This window comes from uncultured Rummeliibacillus sp., from assembly GCF_934216135.1.
In the GTDB taxonomy this organism is placed as follows: domain Bacteria; phylum Bacillota; class Bacilli; order Bacillales_A; family Planococcaceae; genus Rummeliibacillus.
In genome coordinates this window covers 44,541-62,113 of sequence record NZ_CAKQBI010000001.1, presented here as the reverse complement: position 1 = coordinate 62,113, position 17,573 = coordinate 44,541, and the positions used below count along the sequence as shown (strand labels likewise).

Annotated in this window: 18 protein-coding genes and 1 other annotated feature; all 18 genes read right to left on the bottom strand. The window is 35.0% G+C overall.

The genetic code is table 11. From position 1 onward, the window contains the following. Nucleotide 1: 1 nt before the first annotated feature. The 18 genes from Q0977_RS00310 to Q0977_RS00225 all read right to left on the bottom strand — a co-directional run bounded on the left by Q0977_RS00310 (nucleotide 2) and on the right by Q0977_RS00225 (nucleotide 17,565). Entirely contained in the window at nucleotides 2-880 is an 879-nt protein-coding gene (locus tag Q0977_RS00310; RefSeq protein WP_124217218.1) for an aspartate carbamoyltransferase catalytic subunit, read from the bottom strand. 152 nt (nucleotides 881-1,032) lie between these two features. Beyond that, complete coding sequence (locus Q0977_RS00305) at nucleotides 1,033-2,367, bottom strand: uracil-xanthine permease family protein (RefSeq protein ID WP_119414221.1); 1,335 nt, start codon at nucleotides 2,365-2,367, stop codon at nucleotides 1,033-1,035. A 33-nt stretch (nucleotides 2,368-2,400) separates the two neighbouring features. Further along, a complete protein-coding gene (gene pyrR, locus Q0977_RS00300) occupies nucleotides 2,401-2,940 on the bottom strand; it encodes a bifunctional pyr operon transcriptional regulator/uracil phosphoribosyltransferase PyrR (RefSeq protein WP_119414220.1) in 540 nt (179 codons plus the stop codon). Nucleotides 2,941-3,151: 211 nt separating this feature from the next. Next, nucleotides 3,152-4,063 carry an RluA family pseudouridine synthase gene (locus Q0977_RS00295; RefSeq protein WP_299509473.1) on the bottom strand — a complete coding sequence of 304 codons (912 nt, stop codon included), beginning with the start codon at nucleotides 4,061-4,063 and terminating at the stop codon, nucleotides 3,152-3,154. After that, the gene (gene lspA / locus Q0977_RS00290; RefSeq protein WP_119414218.1) at nucleotides 4,063-4,539 is read right to left on the bottom strand and encodes a signal peptidase II; all 477 of its coding nucleotides are present in this window, start codon (nucleotides 4,537-4,539) and stop codon (nucleotides 4,063-4,065) included. Before lspA ends, Q0977_RS00295 begins: the two co-directional genes overlap by 1 nt. Before the next feature lie 105 nt (nucleotides 4,540-4,644). Then, nucleotides 4,645-7,416: an isoleucine--tRNA ligase gene (ileS, locus tag Q0977_RS00285; RefSeq protein WP_124217216.1), complete on the bottom strand. Its 2,772-nt coding sequence runs from the start codon at nucleotides 7,414-7,416 to the stop codon at nucleotides 4,645-4,647. 66 nt (nucleotides 7,417-7,482) lie between these two features. Further along, nucleotides 7,483-7,708: a binding site (T-box leader), on the bottom strand. A gap of 54 nt (nucleotides 7,709-7,762) precedes the next feature. Beyond that, entirely contained in the window at nucleotides 7,763-8,272 is a 510-nt protein-coding gene (locus Q0977_RS00280; RefSeq protein WP_119414216.1) for a DivIVA domain-containing protein, read from the bottom strand. Between the two features lie 92 nt (nucleotides 8,273-8,364). After that, entirely contained in the window at nucleotides 8,365-9,150 is a 786-nt protein-coding gene (locus Q0977_RS00275; protein WP_299509468.1) for an RNA-binding protein, read from the bottom strand. Nucleotides 9,151-9,292: 142 nt separating this feature from the next. Next, nucleotides 9,293-9,556, bottom strand: coding sequence for a YggT family protein (locus Q0977_RS00270; protein WP_119414214.1), 264 nt, complete (start codon nucleotides 9,554-9,556; stop codon nucleotides 9,293-9,295). Nucleotides 9,557-9,572: 16 nt separating this feature from the next. Further along, entirely contained in the window at nucleotides 9,573-10,076 is a 504-nt protein-coding gene (locus tag Q0977_RS00265; RefSeq protein WP_119414213.1) for a cell division protein SepF, read from the bottom strand. Then, on the bottom strand, nucleotides 10,060-10,764 hold the full coding sequence (locus tag Q0977_RS00260) for a YggS family pyridoxal phosphate-dependent enzyme (RefSeq protein WP_299509465.1): 705 nt from the start codon (nucleotides 10,762-10,764) through the stop codon (nucleotides 10,060-10,062). The genes Q0977_RS00265 and Q0977_RS00260 overlap by 17 nt, the downstream gene beginning before the upstream one ends. A gap of 80 nt (nucleotides 10,765-10,844) precedes the next feature. After that, a complete protein-coding gene (locus Q0977_RS00255) occupies nucleotides 10,845-11,081 on the bottom strand; it encodes a PRC-barrel domain-containing protein (RefSeq protein WP_119414211.1) in 237 nt (78 codons plus the stop codon). A gap of 93 nt (nucleotides 11,082-11,174) precedes the next feature. Continuing rightward, entirely contained in the window at nucleotides 11,175-11,954 is a 780-nt protein-coding gene (sigG, locus tag Q0977_RS00250) for an RNA polymerase sporulation sigma factor SigG (protein ID WP_119414210.1), read from the bottom strand. Between the two features lie 93 nt (nucleotides 11,955-12,047). Continuing rightward, nucleotides 12,048-12,755: an RNA polymerase sporulation sigma factor SigE gene (gene sigE, locus Q0977_RS00245; RefSeq protein WP_119414209.1), complete on the bottom strand. Its 708-nt coding sequence runs from the start codon at nucleotides 12,753-12,755 to the stop codon at nucleotides 12,048-12,050. Between the two features lie 20 nt (nucleotides 12,756-12,775). Next, complete coding sequence (locus tag Q0977_RS00240) at nucleotides 12,776-13,609, bottom strand: sigma-E processing peptidase SpoIIGA (RefSeq protein WP_164489527.1); 834 nt, start codon at nucleotides 13,607-13,609, stop codon at nucleotides 12,776-12,778. A 328-nt stretch (nucleotides 13,610-13,937) separates the two neighbouring features. Continuing rightward, nucleotides 13,938-15,122, bottom strand: a complete 1,185-nt coding sequence (ftsZ, locus tag Q0977_RS00235; RefSeq protein WP_124217213.1) for a cell division protein FtsZ — start codon at nucleotides 15,120-15,122, stop codon at nucleotides 13,938-13,940. A 57-nt stretch (nucleotides 15,123-15,179) separates the two neighbouring features. Further along, complete coding sequence (gene ftsA, locus Q0977_RS00230) at nucleotides 15,180-16,466, bottom strand: cell division protein FtsA (protein WP_124217212.1); 1,287 nt, start codon at nucleotides 16,464-16,466, stop codon at nucleotides 15,180-15,182. 334 nt (nucleotides 16,467-16,800) lie between these two features. Then, complete coding sequence (locus tag Q0977_RS00225; protein WP_164489526.1) at nucleotides 16,801-17,565, bottom strand: cell division protein FtsQ/DivIB; 765 nt, start codon at nucleotides 17,563-17,565, stop codon at nucleotides 16,801-16,803. Nucleotides 17,566-17,573: the final 8 nt, after the last annotated feature.

Here is a 17,573-nt window from a genome sequence, read left to right as displayed (position 1 = left end):
GTTAGTTTCGTCCCTTCAAGATATTTTCGACAATTGCCATTCTTACAAAAACTCCATTTTCTATTTGCTTGAAAATCCGTGATCGCTCACATTCTACAAGTGATGAGTCAATCTCTACTCCACGGTTTACAGGTGCAGGATGCATAATAATTGCCCCATCTTTCATTCGTTTCTCTCTTTCCTTTGTCAAGCCATATCTTTTATGGTAACTTTCATCGGAATATCCCTCAAATGCAGCATCTCGTTCGTGTTGTACACGCAACAGCATAATTACATCACTAGTTTCAAGTAAGTCATCCCAATCATGATGGGCTTCAAATTCCGCTTGCCATTGGGGAGGACAAACAATATTGACGTTCGCACCTAGACGACGAAGGGCAATAATATTCGACTTTGCTACTCTACTATGAGACACATCACCTGCTATTGTAATATTTAAGCCTTCAAATTTACCAAACTCTTTGAAAATTGTGTATAAATCTAGCAGAGATTGAGAAGGATGTTGGCCTGCCCCATCTCCTGCATTAATAATCGATACGTTAATACCCTCTAATAATTCTTCATAATAGGCATCCTTTTTATGACGAATAACTACTGCATCCATTCCAATCGACTCTAACGTTTTCACTGTATCGTACAATGTTTCGCCTTTTAAAGTACTTGAAAATCCTGCTTCAAAAGGAATGACGGTTGCACCAATTCGGCGTTCGGCAGTTTCAAAACTTGTTTTTGTTCTTGTACTTGGCTCAAAGAATAGATTTGCTACTAAGTAGTCTCGTTCTAGTTGTGATTTTGATCCTGCTTCAAACTCTGCAGCGCGTTTTAGAATCGCTTCGATTTCTTCGTTAGATACACTTTCCATTGACAGTAAATTTTTCATCATGTGCCTCCTAATATTTATGTAAATAAAAGCCTCCTTGGAATATCAAGGAGGCTCAGGAAGGATATGACATGATAGACTATTACTTTTCACCTATCGTATCAATTCACCCTTCTGTGCCTCTCTGGGCAACTTTTAAAAGGTTGTCTTATTTAATTTTTTTTATGTTTTTCTTGTTCTTCATCAGCTAGTAATTCTAAATCAGGTTGTGCTTTACCGGGTAAAATAAGGTTTAACACAACTCCTACGATGGCAGCTAATGCCATTCCTTGAATTGAGAATGTTTCAGAAAAGATGATCTTCGCACCACCAATACCTAGAATCAGGATTACGGAAGCTATGACTAAATTTCGTTTATCATCAAAATCGATTTTGTTTTCTACTAACATTCGTAAACCACTTGACGCAATTATACCGAATAGTAGGATAGAAACTCCACCAAGTACTGGTGTAGGAATTGTTCCTACTAGTGTCATTAACTTACCCGAAAAGGCTAAGATTATTGCACTTACTGCTGCACCGCCAATTACCCAAACACTGAATACGCGAGTCAAAACAAGTACACCGATATTTTCACCATAAGTCGTTTTTGGAGGTCCACCGATTAATGAGCTAATTAATGTTCCAAGACCGTCACCTAATAATGATCGGTTTAACCCAGGTTCTTTAATGAAGTTACGGCCAACTACTTTACCTAAAACCAACTGATGTCCAATATGCTCTGAAATCGTTACGATGACGATTGGAACCATTGCTAAAAGTAATGTTGATGTAATGTTGAAGTCGTAATCAATTCCAGGAATCAAGAAATCTGGTGCTTGAATCCATTTAGCCTCTATCACTTTGTTGAAGTTGATTAAGTGCGTTCCAAATACAGCATCTGAAATTAGAGATGCAATGTAACCCACAACCATCCCTATCAAAATTGGCATTGTACTAATAACACCCTTAAAGTAGTTGTTACAAATAATAGCTGCGATTAAAGTAATTAAAGCTACTGTAAAGTATGGCAGACTATAAACTGCATCTGGTGTGTTGGCATTTTCATACATTGCCATATTAACTGCAGTGACTGCTAAGCCTAAACCGATTACCATAATAACCGGTGCCACTACAATCGGTGGTAAGATTTTCATAATCCATTTATATCCTGTTTTCCAAATGAATAATGAAACGAGTCCGTATACTAAACCAACGGCCATTGCACCAATCATCGCACTTCCAGGTCCTCCTGCAGCAGATGCTACTTGGATAGGTGCAATAAATGCAAATGATGATCCTAAATAAGCTGGAACTTTAAACTTAGTTACCAATAAAAAAACTAAAGTAGCAATACCACTTGTTAGTAGTGCGATTGCAGGTGATAAATTTGTTAATGTTGGTACAAGAATTGTTGAACCGAACATCGCAAACATATGTTGTAAACTCAACGTAATTAGTTGCCCGGTTTTTGGCTTATCGTTGATATCTAAAACAGCTTTTGACATATCTATAATTCCTCCGTATTTAAAGCTTCATATCTATTCGTAAATGGCTACTAAATCTTGATCATCAACTTCTACCATACTTACGACAATTCGTTCATGGCTTGCTGTTGGAATATTCTTTCCTACAAAGTCTGCTCGTATTGGGAGTTCTCTGTGACCACGGTCTACTAAGACTGCAAGTTGGACTTGTGAAGGTCTACCGATATCCATTACAGCATCCATTGCTGCTCGTACCGTTCTACCAGTATAAAGAACATCATCAACTAAAATTACTTTTTGATTTGTTACATCATAAGTAATATCCACTTGTTGTACAAGAGCTTCTTCATTGATCGTTTTAACTGATAAATCATCTCGATACAAAGAAATGTCCAATTCACCTGAACGAATTTCTTTCTTTTCGATTGTATTTATTTTTTGGGCTAAACGTCTCGCAAGAAAGGCACCTCTTGTTTTAATCCCAACAAGAATACATTCATCAATTCCTTCGTTACGTTCAATAATTTCATGAGCAATTCGCGTTAATGCTCTGTTCATCGCTGCTTGGTCTAGAAGCTCGGCTTTTTTAGTCATATATTTTGCCTCCTTTCTTGGCTAAAAACAAAAAACTCTTGAGCTAAGAGCCCAAGAGGATATAGGTATACTTATAGATATGTCAAATAGACTGTAACTCGTACAGTAATCTCACATTCTTCGCATCCCTTCTCAGCCTCTCTGGACTGTCTTTAAAAGGTGAATATTAGATTTTCACTGAACTAAGTATATTCTTTTATGACTTAAGTAGTCAATAGTTATTTTTCAATTTTTCTAGCAACTGTTGGTAATCTGCAGGAAGCGGTGCTTCAAATTCCAAATATTCTTTTGTTCTTGGATGCACAAATCCTAAAATGCCGGCGTGTAATACTTGACCTCCAAAGTCGATAGTCTTTTTAAGACCATATTTTGGATCTCCAACTAAGGGATAGCCGATATAATTCATATGCACACGAATTTGATGTGTACGCCCTGTTTCTAATCGGCATTCGATTAGTGTATAGTCAACACCAAAGCGGCCAATTACTTGGAAATGTGTGACAGCATGTTTACCATTATCAACAATGCCCATTTTTTGACGATCTTTAGGATCACGACCAATTGGCGCATCAATAGTTCCTTTATCATGTGGAATATGACCATGAACCAATGCTGTGTAACGGCGAGTTACGGTTTTATCTACTAATTGTTGTACAAGAGATTCATGTGCTTGGTCATTTTTCGCAACCATTAAAAGGCCTGAAGTATCTTTGTCAATCCGATGGACAATTCCAGGACGCATCACACCATTAATGCCCGATAAATCTTTACAATGATACATTAGCCCATTTACTAAAGTTCCTTTTGTATGACCAGGCGCTGGATGTACTACCATACCTTTCGGTTTGTTAACAACTAAAACATCTGAATCTTCATAAACAATCTCAAGATTCAAATCCTCAGCAATAATTTCAAGTGGTTCTGGTTCAGGCGGATTTACCTCTATAACGTCCCCTACTTGAACTTTATATTTTCGATTTACTTCCTGTCCATTTACGTTGACAAAACCTCCTTGTACAAAACCTTGAATTTGAGTTCGTGACCATTCTTGTTGCATAGAGGCAAGTGCTTTATCAATTCGTTCACCGTTTACCTCTTCTGTTGCAGTATATATTACTGACATTACTTCACCTTTTTCTTTTCTAATTTATCTTCAAACACCATATAAATAATTAGCAAAATAACACCAAAAGTTAGAGATGCATCTGCAATATTAAATATCGGAAAATCATAATTGATCACCGGAATAATTACATGTACAAAGTCTACTACTTCCCCACGGAATAATCGATCGATAAAGTTTCCAATTGCTCCGCCTAATAATAGCATTAGACTTACTTGAAACATCGGTTTTCCTTTTGCTTCTTTATGGTAGTAATATATAATACCCGCAATTACTATCACTGTGACAAGTGCAAATAACCAAAATTGACCTTGCAACATCCCCCATGCTGCACCACGATTTCGATGTGATAATAATCCAAAATAAGGATCCAAAATCGAAATACTTTCCCCATAATGCATATTCTCAACAATACTCCATTTTGACAGTTGATCAAGTATGATCACGAAAATAGCTATTCCATAATATTTATACACAGCAAGTCCTCCGTTTACTCCCGAATCTAACCTATTTTATCATATAATGTCCAGAATCGAAAAAAATGGCCGTCCACAAGTTGTGAACGGCCATTTTAGTATTTATTATTCTACATCTGCGTAATATTTTTCTACAGTTTCTGCACAATGTTCACATAAAGTAGGGTGGTTATGATTATGACCTACTGTTTTAGAAATTGTCCAGCAACGTTCACATTTTTCGCCTTCTGCTTTTTCTACTACTACTGCAACTTTATCAGTTTTAACAGCATTTTCTGGAGCATCAGCTAAAGAACCTGCTACTACAAATTCAGAGACAATATTTAATTGAGCGAAGTTAATATTCGCATCATTTAGTAAAGTAACAACTTCTTCAGTGCCATAAACTGTTACTTTAGCTTCCAATGATTTACCGATTGTTTTTGCATTACGCGCTTCTTCTAATGCTTTTAAAACAACATTACGGATATTCATAATTTTTGTCCATTTATCTGTTAATGTTGCAAAGTTTTCTTTTTGAACGGCATCTGGCATATCAGTCAATTGGACACTTTCTACGTCTTTGTATTGTAAATATGACCATAATTCATCAGTAGTATGTGGGATAATTGGAGTCATTAATTTCAACAAAGCATGTAATGTATCGTACATAACAGATTGCATAGCACGACGAGCATGATTATCTGCACCTTCGATATAAACAACATCTTTTGCAATATCTAAATAGAATGAACTTAATTCTGTTGCAATAAAGTTATTCACTGCTTTATAAACAGTTGCAAATTCATAATGATCATATGCTTCACGAGAAGTTTTGATCAGATTTTGTAATTCCATATACATATATTGATCTACTTCACGTAAATCTTCATATGCTACATAATCTTTTTCTGGGTTGAAGTCATGTAGGTTACCATGTAAGAATTTAAGGGTATTACGAATCTTACGATAAACTTCAGACACTTGTTTTAACATATCCATTGAGATACGAACATCAGCAGTATAGTCAACAGATGCAACCCAAAGACGTAAGATATCTGCACCATATTGTTTCATCACTTTACTTGGTGCAATGATATTACCAATTGATTTACTCATTTTACGTCCTTCACCATCAAGTACGAAACCATGAGATAGTAGACCTTTATATGGAGCGTGACCATTCATCGCAACAGAAGTGATTAGAGAAGAGTTAAACCAACCACGATATTGGTCAGAACCTTCTAAGTATAAATCTGCTGGGTATCGTAGTTCAGGGCGTTCTTCTAATACGCCTTGGTGAGTTGAGCCTGAGTCGAACCAAACGTCCATAATGTCATTTTCTTTTGTAAATTCGCCATTTGGAGAACCTGGGTGAGTAAATCCTTCAGGAAGTAACTCTTTTGCAGTTCTTTGGAACCAAATGTTTGAACCATGTTCACGGAATAATTCTTGAACGTGAGCAATTGTTTCTTCTGTAATAATTTCTTCACCGTTTTCAGCATAAAATACTGGGATTGGAACACCCCAAGCACGTTGACGAGAAATACACCAGTCACCACGATCACGAATCATATTATAAAGGCGAGTTTCACCCCATGCTGGTGTGAAGTTTGTGTCACGAATTGCTTGAAGTAATTCAGGACGGAATTTATCAATTGATGCAAACCATTGTGGTGTTGCACGGAAAATAACAGGTTTTTTTGTACGCCAGTCATGTGGGTATGAGTGTGTGAAGAAAGAAAGACTTAATAATGCGCCTACTTCTTCTAGTTTTTCACAGATTGGTTTATTTGCTTTGTCATAGAACATACCAGCAAATTCTCCTGCTGCTTCAGTTAAGCATCCTCTATGATCGACTACAGAAAGAATTTCTAAACCATATCGTTTACCTACTTGATAGTCATCTTCCCCATGTCCAGGAGCTGTATGAACACAACCAGTACCTGCTTCAAGAGTTACATGGTCACCAAGCATTACAAGTGATTCACGATCAAATAATGGATGTTGAGCAGTCACATTTTCAAGATCTGCGCCGTTAATTTCACGATCGATTTCAGGGTTTTCCCAACCAAGCTTTTCAGCTACTTTTTCAAGCAGGCCTTTAGCGATAATATATTTTGAACCGTTTGCTTTTATTACAACGTATGTGAATTCAGGGTTTACAGAAATACCAAGGTTAGCTGGCATTGTCCATGGAGTTGTAGTCCAGATGATAAATTTCTCATCATTATTGACAACCCCTTTACCGTCTTTTACATCAAACGCTACATAAATTGAAGGTGATTTGATATCTTTATATTCAATTTCTGCTTCAGCTAATGCAGATTCACTAGATGGAGACCAGTAAACCGGTTTTAAACCTTTGTAGATATAACCTTTTTTAGCCATGGCACCAAATACACCAATTTGGCGTGCTTCAAATTCAGGTTTTAACGTAATATAAGGGTTTTTCCAATCACCGCGAACACCAATACGCATGAATTGTTCACGTTGACGACTTACCTGTTCATAAGCATAGTCTTTACATAATTCACGGAATTCAGCGATAGACATTTTCTTACGGTCATGGCCTTTATTTGTTAATGCTTGCTCGATTGGTAAACCATGAGTATCCCAACCAGGTACATAAGGTACATAGTAACCAGTCATTGAACGATGACGGTTGATCATATCTTTTAAAACTTTGTTTAATGCATGACCCATATGAAGATCACCATTTGCATATGGAGGGCCATCATGAAGGATAAAAGCAGGACGATCTTTTGTACGTTCAAGTACTTTTGTATTAATGTCCATTTCTTCCCATTTTTCTTGCATTTTAGGTTCGTTATTTGGCAGATTTCCACGCATAGGGAAATCCGTTTTTGGCATCAATAAGGTATTCTTGTATTCCATATTGAAAATTCCTCCTTTTAAATATAGGTACTTTTACTAAATAAAATAAAAAAACTCCCCATCCCAAAAAGGGACGAGGAGGAGTCTTCTCGCGGTACCACCCTAGTTGCGTCATTGTTCATGACGCCGCTTTAGACACCGTAACGTGGTGTTGACGAGATTGCTTACTTTTCTTTCGTTCAGCAATCTAGTTCAGGAGTGATTTTCTTTTAAAAGTGTTTCGTTTGAGCTTTCACTATCCTCAAATCGCTTAACCGCACTTAAAAAATACTGTCTCCATCATAACCTTTTCATACATATATGATGACATTATAGAAAACGATACGCATACAGTCAAGTACTACGATTAATCTTGTGGTAAATCTAATCGTTCTAACTCTGTTGTATCTACTTCATATTCCATCAAATGATCCCAGTCATCTGATTCGATTAAATCTAATTGCGCTTCCACAATCATCTTAAAGCGATTTCGGAACACTTTTGATTGTTTTTTCAACTCTTCTATTTCTAATGCAATTCTTCGAGCTTTAGAAAGTGCCTCATTAACAATACGATCTGCATTTTTTTCTGCTTCTTTTACGATAAGTTTAGCTTCTTTTTGCGAGTTACGGCGCACTTCTTCTGCAGCTTCTTGAGCAATAACAATTGATTTTTGTAATGTTTCTTCGATGGAGTTGTAATGACCAATCTGTTCATTACTTGATAAAAGTTTTTCTTCTAATTCCTTTTTCTCTTTTAGAATAAGTTCATAGTCTTTAATAATTTGTTCTAGAAACTCGTTTACTTCATCTTCGTTGTAACCTCTAAAACCACGGGTAAATTCTTTGTTATGTATGTCAAGTGGTGATAATGGCATGTTTTGCACCTCTCCTTAACAGCATTTATTAATTATTATACATTTGTATAAAAGTAAGTTCACTAGAAAAACATAATTTTTAACAAAAATTATTATTTCCGTTCAATTCGACCAATTTTAATGCGCAATTTATCTTTTTTTGTTCTTCCCTCAATGGTTCTTATGACTATTCTACCATATCCTCTAATGGATAATAGATCCAATTCATGTAATTCAAACGAAACTTGTTCTCTCACTACAAAATTCACTTTTACTTTACCAGCATTAATAAGTAAAGCTGCCTTTTGACGAGAAATCGGATAAACTGATGACAATACGGTATCTAGACGCATAGAACTTGTTGTAAGGACTTGCTCTATCCATTTTGACTCTGGTGACAAAAGAGGTGAATTTTGTTGCAATTCTTTTACTTGTACTTTTGCTTTTCCTACACTATCGAGATTAACACGTACATAATCCAATATCTCATTAGCTATTGCAAACTGAATAGTTGAATCACTTAATCGTATATCTCCAAACTTAGAACGGTCTATTCCTAGCGAAATAATTGCACCTAATACATCAGGATGTTTCAATTGGATAAACTTTGAAGGAAATGTCATTTCACAAATTGTTATATAAAAATCTTCATCACTTGGTTGATAATAATTTGGATAAATAATCAAACGTTTTCTTTCTGCTTCGCTAAAACGGCCACTTTCAGCTACCATAATATCTCCATTTTTTCCGATTATAGATTGGACAATTAGACGTTCGCGTGGATCCAGAAAATCTGTCAACTTTGGTGCATAAAAATCTTCTACTTCTTGTTTCCATCCTATCACTTGTTCGATAAATACTTTTTCTTCCGGTCTAAAATGTTGGAATATTTCTTCCATATACTATTTCCTTTCTTTTTGTCAAAAACGCTATCCAATCGTAAATCAATAGTAACGTCATTCTAATTTTTTATCATCTTTTAAGATGAATATCATCTTTTTAAACAAAAAACCCCACCATGAAAAGAGTGGGGATTAGATTTTATAAGATATAACCTAGTACATTGAATACGCCTGCTCGGATTAAATTTAAAACGATTAGTGCAGCAATTGGTGAAATATCAATCATTCCAATTGGTGGGATAAATCTTCTAAAGAAATCTAAGTATGGATCACAAATCTTCGCTAATAATCTTCCAAATTTGGAATCATACGCTGTTGGAACCCAAGACATTAATATATAGATAATTAGCGCTATCGAATAAAATTGAAATAAGTAATTTACGATTGTAAATATCAATAACATGGACATTTAAACTCCTCTATTGTAAATCTTCATAGTAGTAATCTGAAATATTACCATCTACTTCTACATTATCTGGTGTACATAAAAATATATCTGTACCAATTCGCTTGATGTCCCCACCTAAAGCAAAAATAGTTCCACTTAAAAAGTCTATAATTCGTAAGCCTTGTTCTCGATCAATTCTTTGTAAATTCACAACAACTGCTCGCTTATTTTTCAAATTGTCAGCAATATCTTGAGCCTCCGCGTACACACGAGGTTCCGATAAAATTACTTTTGACGTTTTTTGTGTAATACTCACTATATTAGGGATACTTGAGTGTTCTACTTGTTTAGCACGTTCTCTAACTGCGGGTTTCTTGACCACTGCAGGTCTACTTACAGCTGGTTTTACTTGCTTTCTTTGTACGGCCGGCGCTGCCTGTTGTTGAATAGATTCTTGTTGTTTAACGTTTTCTTCTACGTAGTCATCTTCCTCTTCTAAATAGAAAAAGTTTTTAAGTTTATCCTTCATTTTCATAAGAATCCCTTCTTTCATTCCCAACTAGAGCAGTGCCAATACGGACGAATGTTGCACCTTCTTCAACAGCTATTTCATAGTCGTTAGACATTCCCATTGACAGTTCAGTACATGGAGCATATTCATATCCCTTACTAGCAATCTCTAACTGTAATTTTTTTAGTTTTTTAAATACATTTCGAATTATTTCTTTATCTTCCGTATTAGGCGCCATTGTCATTAATCCGACAATACGAATATGAGTAAAATCTGCTAATTGATCGATAAATTCTGGTACTTCTTCTGGAGTTAGCCCATGTTTAGACTCTTCACCTGATACATTAACTTGTACAAAACAACTAATAATAGAATCGGCACGTTTCTCAATTTCTTGAGCTAAACTTATACGATCAAGTGAATGTAAATAATCAATTTGGTCTATAACTTTTCGTACTTTTCTTGTTTGCATTGAACCTATATAATGCCATGTTGCTCTATTTGCAATCATCTCATGTTTTTCTAATAACCCTTCAGGTCTATTTTCACCTAAATTAGTCAAGCCGGCTTCTAACGCTTCAATTGCTCGCTCTGTTGAAACTTGTTTCGTAACAGCAATTATTGTGACATCTGATGGTTCTCTGCCAGCTTTAAGACAAGCATTTTCAATATTTTGTTGAATATCTTGTAAATTTTCAATAATTAATGTCATAATAGCCTCATCTTTTCATAGGTACTTGTTTTTTTATTGTATCAAGCATACTACAATTTATCAATGAATAACCATATTTTTCAATCTAATCCCTTAACTAAAATGACATCTTTACCAACAACAATTATATCTTCAATTGGTATTTTTAAGGCATCCTTTTGAGCACCTGAAAATGACATAAATTTTTTTGGCTCTGCAACCACAAAGGCTTCAACATATCCTGTATCTTTTTGAACGACCGCATCTTCAACATATCCTAGAAAGCGCCCACTACTAGCAGCAATTATCTCTTTACGCTGAATATCTGAAAAGCGCAATTCGCATCCCTCCTAACGTATTATTATGTATATATATGAAAAAGAAGCATCAATCTTGATTATGATTGATGCTTCTCGTTAGTCGATTGAATATTATTTTTCACTAGCCTGTTCTTGAATTGTTTTTAAAGCACTTTTTTCCAATCTTGAAATTTGTGCTTGAGAAATACCTAGATCTTTTGCAATTTCTGTTTGAGTATGGCCATAATAATATCGTTTGGAAAGAATATTTTGTTGTCTTCTATCTAATTTTTGTATTTGTTCTTTAATAGCGACATACGTTAACCAGCGATCTTCAGAAACTGTTTGGTCCTTTAATTGGTCCATCATATAAACAGGATCTCCACCATCAGCATATATAGGCTCATGAAGTGACATTGGCTCTTGTATTGCATCTAGTGCAAATAATATATCCTCTTGAGGTAAACCTGTCATTCTTGCTAAATCAGTTAAAGTTGGTTCTCGTAATTCCTCGGTTAAAAATTGCTCTTTCGCTTGCATAGCTTTATATGCAATATCACGTAGAGATCTTGAAACACGTAGTGGATGGTGATCTCTCAAATGTCTTCTGATTTCACCAATAATCATAGGAACAGCATAGGTCGAAAATCGAACATTATGTGATAAGTCAAAATGGTCTATTGATTTTAGTAAACCAATACAGCCTACTTGAAACAAATCATCAGCCTGTTCTCCTCTATAAGCAAAACGTCCGACTATACTTAATACTAACCGTAAATTCCCCATCACCAGTTGTTCTCTTACTTCCTCTTGTCCATTTTGCAATGCCACAAATAATTGTCGCATTTCTTCATGCTTCAAAACAGGTAACGTGGATGTATCAACACCACATATTTCAACTTTTGTTCGCATATTTTGTCCTCCGGATGCTTTATCACTGTTAGTAAGTTCAGTCTGTCCGAATCGAATAATAATATGCGTGTTTTTTCTTTCCAAATTCAACCGTTATGACGTTAATTGATTTAAATGATTCCGCAATTCTTGAATTATTTTCTTTTCTAAACGGGAAATATAAGATTGTGAAATGCCTAGATGATCAGCCACTTCTTTCTGTGTCATTTCTTCTTTACCAGCTAATCCAAAACGGCATTCCATAATATAACGTTCTCTTTCATCTAATTTTTGAATGGCATGGAACATATGTTGACGTTCCATCTTCTTTTCTACGTCGTCGGTAATAAGATGTTCATCTGTTCCTAAAATATCAGATAGTAATAACTCATTGCCATCTCCATCTGAATTTAATGGCTCATCAAGCGACACTTCGCCTTTCATACGACTTGTTTTTCGCAAGTGCATCAAAATTTCATTTTCGATACATCTTGATGCGTAAGTAGCTAATTTGATTTTTTTATCGGCATTAAATGTTTCTATTGCCTTTATTAAACCAATCGAGCCAATACTAATAAGGTCTTCTATTGGCGTTTTTGCATTATCAAAACGTCGCGCAATATAAACAACAAGCCTTAAATTATGCTCGATTAAAATATCTCTAGCATGCATATCACCATTTTTGAAAGCTGCAATCATCTCTTGTTCTTCTTCTTTTTTTAAAGGTGTCGGTAAAGATTCATGACTCCCAATATAAAAGGTACCTGTTCTTCTAAAGCTTGCAATAGTCTCTATTAACCAACGCCAAAATCGACGAATCATATTATTAAATCCTCCATTCATTAAATGTGATATAAAGCAGTAAAATGTAATATGGCATCTGCTTCTTGTGGAAACGGGGTATTTTGGATGGTAATAATAAAAAAGCCTGGTGATATAGGACGGGCTTCCTCTTCTTTTAAAAGCCATTTATCATATCGAAAAGCTAAACTATACGTTTTTTTCTCTTGAACAGTTGTAATTGGAATAACAGCCACCTTTTTCCGAAAATATTCCGGAAACATTTCCAAATCATATGGCTCATTTACATTCCATTGAAACAATGCCATTTTAAAGTTTTCAGGTAAGGAATGTTCTATTGCTTTATAACATACAAAATGAACAGGTTTTCCTGATAGTGGCTCAACTGTCGTGTTTCCTGTATCTATAAAACATTTTAAAGTTACGGTAATTTCTCCCAATTGCAATTCACATAATTGCATTAAACTTTGTTGCAAAGTATCTCCTCTTGCTACTAGCAAACGGTTTTTCAATAAAAAGAGGCCTGCTGTTGCAACGATTCCACTTACTAACAACAAAGTGAATACTGAAGTATTAATCCACAATGGCTCGAACGCAGTAAATAGCCCACCTGCAAACAAAGCCGCCACAAAGCACATGAGGGCACCTTTCCACCAATTGCGAATTTGCCAACCAAATGCAACCGTGATCATCAATATAAATACAATAATTAATATAAGAAAATGGTGTCCAAAAATAACAATACAAATTCCTGCAAGGAAAGCACTGATAAGCAACCTTCCTTTTGATTGTTGTAGAAAGCATATTGAGTTTGCAAAAGAAAGAATGACATAGTTAAAAATTGCATTCATTAATATCAGTACTTCGCCATACAATTCACCACCTCCCGCATAGACAAGATATCATAATATGCCTACAAAAAATGTCAAAGGGTGACTGTAAAATAGAGAAACTTTCCGACATAATCATTCAATTTTCTAAGTAATCTTTTAGCAAAAAAAAGATTAATCAAACTCTTCTTTTAAATAAGAAGCCATGAGAATTTAAATTAATAAATTCCATGGCTTTTTATTCTATATATCCGATTAGAGTATCATCTTTTTCACATGTTCGATATAAACACTAAAGGGAAATTGCATAGTGCAATTTCCCTTTTTAAGTGCGTTGAGACTACTTTCTCACAATCTATAGCATTTATCTGGATTAACGACGTTTATTGCGATTACGTAGGAATGTTGGTATATCCAATGTATCGTCTTGTGCTTGGTTATTTGTTTGATATTGTGCAGTTTGGCGTGGCATCTCTTGAGTTGGTTGAACCACTTCTTCCGAACGCACTTCACGTCCTGTCACTTGTTGGACTGGTGACTGTTGTTGACGAAGAGAACCAATTCCAGTGCGATTTAAGTTATTATGAGTGTCAAATTGATTTTCATCTTCTGTAAACTCAGTTGCAATAACAGTGACAACAATTTCATCTTTTAAATTGTCATTAATAACAGCACCGAAGATAATATTTACGTCTTCATCTGAAGCAGATGAAACGATATCAGCAGCTTCTTGTACTTCGTATAAGCTTAAATTAGAACCACCTGTCATATTCATAAGGACACCTTTTGCTCCATGAATAGATGTTTCAAGTAATGGACTTGAAATAGCCTTTTTAGCAGCCTCTATAGCACGTGTTTCACCTGAAGCAATACCAATACCCATTAAAGCAGAACCTTTGTCAGACATAATTGTTTTAACATCCGCAAAGTCTAAGTTAATAAGACCTGGTACTGCGATTAAATCAGAAATACCTTGTACACCTTGTCGTAGTACATTATCAGCTTCACGGAATGCTTCAAGCATTGGTGTGTTTTTGTCAACAATCTCTAATAATTTATCGTTAGGAATAACGATTAATGTATCAACAGCCTCTTTCATAGCAGCTGTACCTGAAAGTGCTTGTTTTTGACGTTTCTTTCCTTCAAATGTAAATGGACGAGTAACCACACCAACAGTTAATGCACCAAGATCTTTGGCGATTTGAGCGATTACAGGTGCTGCACCAGTACCTGTACCGCCACCCATACCAGCAGTTACAAAGACCATATCTGCACCACTTAATGCTTCCTCGATTTGTTCTTTACTTTCTTCAGCAGCTTTTTTCCCCACTTCTGGGTTAGCACCTGCACCTAATCCACGAGTAGATTTTGCACCGATTTGTAATTTTATTTCAGCGTTTGATAGTTTTAGCGCTTGTGCATCAGTATTAACGGCGATAAATTCCACACCTTGTACCCCATGTTCAATCATTCGGTTTACAGCATTATTACCGCCACCACCAACACCGATGACTTTTATAACAGCAAGTTGATCATCACTTGTTTCAAATTCTAACATCTCTATTCCTCCTAATTCAGCTCATAATGTGTAGAGTAAATCGCCATGATTTTTATATTATTCTAAGAATCTATTAAAAAATCCCTTAACTTTTGTGAGTACATTGTCTTTTTGCTCATGTGTTTCAAATACTGAAGTACCTTTTGTTTGTTCTGACTGTTGTTCTTCATGCATTACCGGGCCAAGCGGAACATTATCACTAAATTCATGATTGAATTGTGATTCTTTATGTGCATAGCGTATTAAATTTACAGCTGATGTATATTCAGGTTCCCTTACACCAATATAATCCGGTGCATAAATTTTAACACTTGTTTGTAGTACATGACGCGCTAATTGAGGTAATCCTTCTAATTTTGCTACACCACCAGTCAAAACCACACCCCCTGGCAGATCTTGAATCCCCATTCGATATAATTCATCAATGATTAAATCGAATAATTCTTCAAGTCTTACACCAATAATTTCGGATATGTATCTTTGACTAAATTGCTCTTTTGTATCTGCACCTATTACAGGAACTTCAAACAATTCATCATCAGAAGCATCATCATAATATGCATGTCCAAATTCTAATTTTATCTTTTCAGCTTGCTCAGTTGGCGTTTTTAAAACAATTGATAAATCTTTTGTAATATGTTCACCACCAACAGGTATCATTGCAGTGTGTATAAAATGACCATCTTTAAATACTGCTAGAGTAGTAGAGCCACCACCTATATCAATATAGGCAGTACCGCGATTACGATCATCTTCATTTAGCGCAAATTGTCCTGCGGCTAATGGTTGTAAATAAATCTGTTGGATTTCTAAACCTGCTTTTTCAACACATCTTAAGAAATTATGCAATACAGTCTTTGATGTTGTAACCATCGTACCATCCATCTCTAGACGAATACCAATCATACCTCTCGGGTCATTAATCCCATCTAATCCATCTACTATATACTGTATTGGAACTATATTCACCAACTCACGATCAGGTGGTATAGACATTAACTCAGCAGATTCGATTACACGGTCTAAATCTACATCTGTAATTTCTCGATTTTCACTGTTTACAGCAACTACACCTTTTACGGGGTGTAACTGTACTTGATTAGCAGGGATTCCTAGAATCACCTTATTAATCGTCAAACCAACCATTCTTTCTGCTTGATCAACAGCTTTCTTGATAGATTGTACAGTAGCATCAATATCTACAATACTTCCTCTACGAATCCCTGATGACTTGACATTGCCTACTCCAATAACATGCACAGTCTCATCATTGACTTCCCCTATTAGAACCTTTATAGATGAAGATCCTATATCTAATGAAACATATAATTCTGAATGACTCAAACTGTGGCACCTCCTTCAACAACTCTTAATAAATATTCTATTGTAAAAATACGAACTTGTCTAAGTAAATTCATGACAACTACCTAAAATTCCTTCATTTACACTGTTTTTTTAACTTTTGATGCATTTTTTATTATTTTCATGGTACAAAATGCTAATAAAATTATAAATTTTGACTTGATTTAGGGCCAAACTAAGAATTACGATTTAAAATTGCTATCTTTATTTCTTTTAAGCTAAGATTACTACATTTAAAGTCTATTTAAAACCTATTAATAGAAGAATTAGAATAATTTTAGAGTTTTTATGCATGTTATGTAATATAATTCAATTTCTATTCATTTTTAGTTTTACCGTATTCAGTTTTATAAGAACGATAGAACGTACCCACTTCTAAGTCAATAACGCCTTTTTCGCCTTTTTTAACTTGAGAAACGATTGATGGGTAATATTTTAATTTTGAAGCGAGAGAAGGTATTGAAGCCCTTACTTCAAAACCGTCATTCATGAACATTTGAATAGCATAGGGATTGGATTTATCAGGAATCGCATTTACTTGAGAAATTAAGCCAATTAATTCATTATTCAATTTACTTAATTGTTGAATCATTTTGATCCTTGTCTTTTCGTCTTCAAATCCTACTAAAATAGGCATTTTAAAACTTGATGGGATTTTAGACATATTTAAAATTGTACCATTATCTAATACTAAATTATATTGGTCATTTTCTTTCAACAAAGCAACTTGCTTATACTCTTTTACGGAAATGGTCACATTATTGATCCATTTTCTTTTAACTGTTACTTGTTTTACTACTTTCTGTTCTTTTAGTAGATTCTCAACCCTACCATTATTAAACTCCCATAGTGAATCATTTGTTCGGAGACCGCTATGCTTTATGTAATAATCAGTACTCTTTAAATTATTCCCTTCAACTGTAATTTTGTTTATATGACTTAGAGGTGATTGAAAATACAGAAGTGTCAGTAAGGTAATGACGAAAATAACAATAAGTAGTGTGAATCGACGATTTGTTCTTTTTTTACGGCGTTCTTTTAATGTCGGAATTCGTTCTTCTATATCAATAATTTTATCCAAACTGAACA

Bases quoted from the DNA above. Each gene is read 5' to 3' on its own strand.
- Q0977_RS00295 (WP_299509473.1), bottom strand. From the start codon at position 4,063: ATGTCAGTAATATATACTGCAACAGAAGAGGTAAACGGTGAACGAATT.
- sigG (WP_119414210.1), bottom strand. From the start codon at position 11,954: ATGCGAACAAAAGTTGAAATATGTGGTGTTGATACATCCACGTTACCT.
- Q0977_RS00270 (WP_119414214.1), bottom strand. From the start codon at position 9,556: ATGTTATTGATATTTACAATCGTAAATTACTTATTTCAATTTTATTCG.
- ileS (WP_124217216.1), bottom strand. From the start codon at position 7,416: ATGGAATACAAGAATACCTTATTGATGCCAAAAACGGATTTCCCTATG.
- sigE (WP_119414209.1), bottom strand. From the start codon at position 12,755: ATGATTCGTCGATTTTGGCGTTGGTTAATAGAGACTATTGCAAGCTTT.
- ftsZ (WP_124217213.1), bottom strand. From the start codon at position 15,122: ATGTTAGAATTTGAAACAAGTGATGATCAACTTGCTGTTATAAAAGTC.
- Q0977_RS00260 (WP_299509465.1), bottom strand. From the start codon at position 10,764: ATGACATTAATTATTGAAAATTTACAAGATATTCAACAAAATATTGAA.
- Q0977_RS00305 (WP_119414221.1), bottom strand. From the start codon at position 2,367: ATGTCAAAAGCTGTTTTAGATATCAACGATAAGCCAAAAACCGGGCAA.
- Q0977_RS00275 (WP_299509468.1), bottom strand. From the start codon at position 9,150: ATGGAAGAAATATTCCAACATTTTAGACCGGAAGAAAAAGTATTTATC.
- Q0977_RS00280 (WP_119414216.1), bottom strand. From the start codon at position 8,272: ATGCCATTATCACCACTTGACATACATAACAAAGAATTTACCCGTGGT.
- pyrR (WP_119414220.1), bottom strand. From the start codon at position 2,940: ATGACTAAAAAAGCCGAGCTTCTAGACCAAGCAGCGATGAACAGAGCA.
- Q0977_RS00310 (WP_124217218.1), bottom strand. From the start codon at position 880: ATGAAAAATTTACTGTCAATGGAAAGTGTATCTAACGAAGAAATCGAA.
- Q0977_RS00265 (WP_119414213.1), bottom strand. From the start codon at position 10,076: ATGAAAATGAAGGATAAACTTAAAAACTTTTTCTATTTAGAAGAGGAA.